Source organism: Thermostichus sp. OS-CIW-29 (assembly GCF_054058195.1).
The window spans coordinates 1-2,100 of the sequence record NZ_JBSSAB010000068.1; the positions used below are offsets into that span (position 1 = coordinate 1).

At 58.9% G+C, this 2,100-nt stretch carries 2 protein-coding genes; both read right to left on the reverse strand.

Annotation, left to right across the window (positions count from 1 at the left end):
• Nucleotides 1-640, reverse strand: a 640-nt coding sequence (locus tag ACVWZJ_RS14095) for a protein rep (RefSeq protein ID WP_457396478.1), incomplete at its 3' end; no start/stop codon positions are given.
• A 991-nt stretch (nt 641-1,631) separates the two neighbouring features.
• Nucleotides 1,632-2,100: protein rep (locus ACVWZJ_RS14100; RefSeq protein WP_457396480.1), on the reverse strand; the 469-nt coding region annotated here is incomplete at its 5' end.

Sequence of the window (2,100 nt, forward strand, 5' to 3'; positions counted from 1 at the left end):
GGCGGGCGCACTCTTGCCAGAGTTCGGCCCATCGTTCCTGCTTGACGTAGTTATGGGTAAAGTAGCTGGGCCTCATGAGCATCAGCACATGGAAGTGTGGGTGCGCGGATCCATCACGGCCCTGGGTGACTTCGGTTGTCCGGATCCAGCCCTGGACATTGCTGTCAAACTCCACCCGCTTGAGCAACCTATGCCAAGACTCATTCATGTGCTTGAGGGTGTCGCGCAACTCGGAAAGGGGGCAGTTGCGGACGGTTAGGGTCATGAGCACCCACCTCGACGTGGGATATCGGGCCTCTATCAATGGTATGGCCTTCAGGAAGCGGGCTCTCCACATCAACGATCTTCTCCACTGGCAGACGGGGCAATGGCGGACTCTACAGAAGCGGGCTAGCTTGAGCTTGAGGCGGGCCTCACCCGTGTCGGGGTCAACTTCCCAGCCAAACCCGAGATAGCCCGTACAGCCCCGGATCCGGCCCGCTAGGCGGTCATAAACTGTCTCCTGGTAGAGGCCCTCCACCTGCTGGGCCTGAGCACGGTGGATGTCCCACGGCCGGTCTTGCGGGCTGTAGTCGGTGAGGTACCTGGGGCTATCAGATCGTAGACTATTAGTCCACGATTGTGGCAGGATTTTAGACATAAACGTCTCACAAATCGCTTGGTTAGGCGGCCAGGAGCTGGCACTCTTGGCCGCTTTTACTTACTTATAAGAGTGACGCCGCCGGTACCACTGACTGGCCTACCAGAGGCCCCGCGAGTCAGTCTACCAGAGGCCCCGCGACGGGCTGAGTTGGGCGCCGGCAACTGGTCTACCAGAGGGCACGCGGCCGGCTCTACCAGAGGCCCCGATAGCGACTACGGCGGCGTCACTCTTGGGCCCAAACTAGCACCTACAGGGCGGCAGCGCAATAGAGTGGCCTCAAATGCTTGCCCCATAAGGCTTTTCCCCCCACTGGCACGCCGCAAGAATACTCGCCAGATACCCCTCTATTATCAAGTAAAGGTATGCCGCTGCGGGATCCCTATCGTGGTCAGTCACGGCTGCGCCGCCATAGCCCCTGCTGGATCCGGCGGCGTCAACGCCGCCGTGGCCCCCTGAGGGATCCGGCGGCGTCAGCCGGGGTGGGGGACTGAGTTGAAAATCTTTGAAGTGGGGTTTTGAAAATCTTTGAAGTGGGATGTTCAAAGGATTTGAAGTTGAAAGTTCAAATTCAATTCAAATTCAATTTTGTTCAGTTCAAAGTTCAACCCTGTTCAGTTCAAATTAGTTCAAATTCAATTTTGTTCAAATTCAAGTTCAAATTTGGGGGTGGGCCTTAAGGTCACCTCCACACTCACGGCTGACGCCGCCGGTCCCACAGCCGGCTCTACCAGAGGCCCCGCTGACGGCTATGACGGGCCCGCAGCCGGCTCTACCAGAGGGCACGTAACCGGCTACGGCGGCGTCAACCGTGACTGAGCACTGAACCTGAACCTGTCCCCCCCCACCGGCCCACCTGCAAGCAAGATGGGCGGTGCTGGAGCACAGGCGTCAAGGGCCATGGCCGCTGCGCGGTGCTGCGCACCCTTGACGCCTGCGCATGCGCACCGCCGTAGTGCAGTTAGGTGGGCCGGTGGGGGATCCAGGTGGGTTAGCTGGCCTCCAAGTTGGGATGGGTCACACTAATGGGCTTGTCCACCGCCTCGACATAGCGCTTAGCCTGTCTTCTCCACTCGAAGAGGAGCACCGGATCACCGCTTTGGCCATCCCCGTCAAGCAGCATTAGATCCTCATCAGACTCCTCGCTCTCACGCAAGACATCCTTGAGCACCCCACCGCTTGCGACAAACCTCAACTTATAGACTTGGGCAGTCAACTCCACCAACCAGTCACGGCTGAGGGTCAGATCCGACGGCTTCACCGAGTATTTGAGCGTCTCCATGACAGCCCGCTTCAGGGGACTTTCCCCAGAGTCTCCACCGCGTGCCTTGACGGTGCGGATATCGATGACGGGGGTGTAGTCGAGGCGGGCGCACTCTTGCCAGAGTTCGGCCCATCGTTCCTGCTTGACGTAGTTATGGGTAAAGTAGCTGGGCCTCATGAGCATCAGCACATGGAAG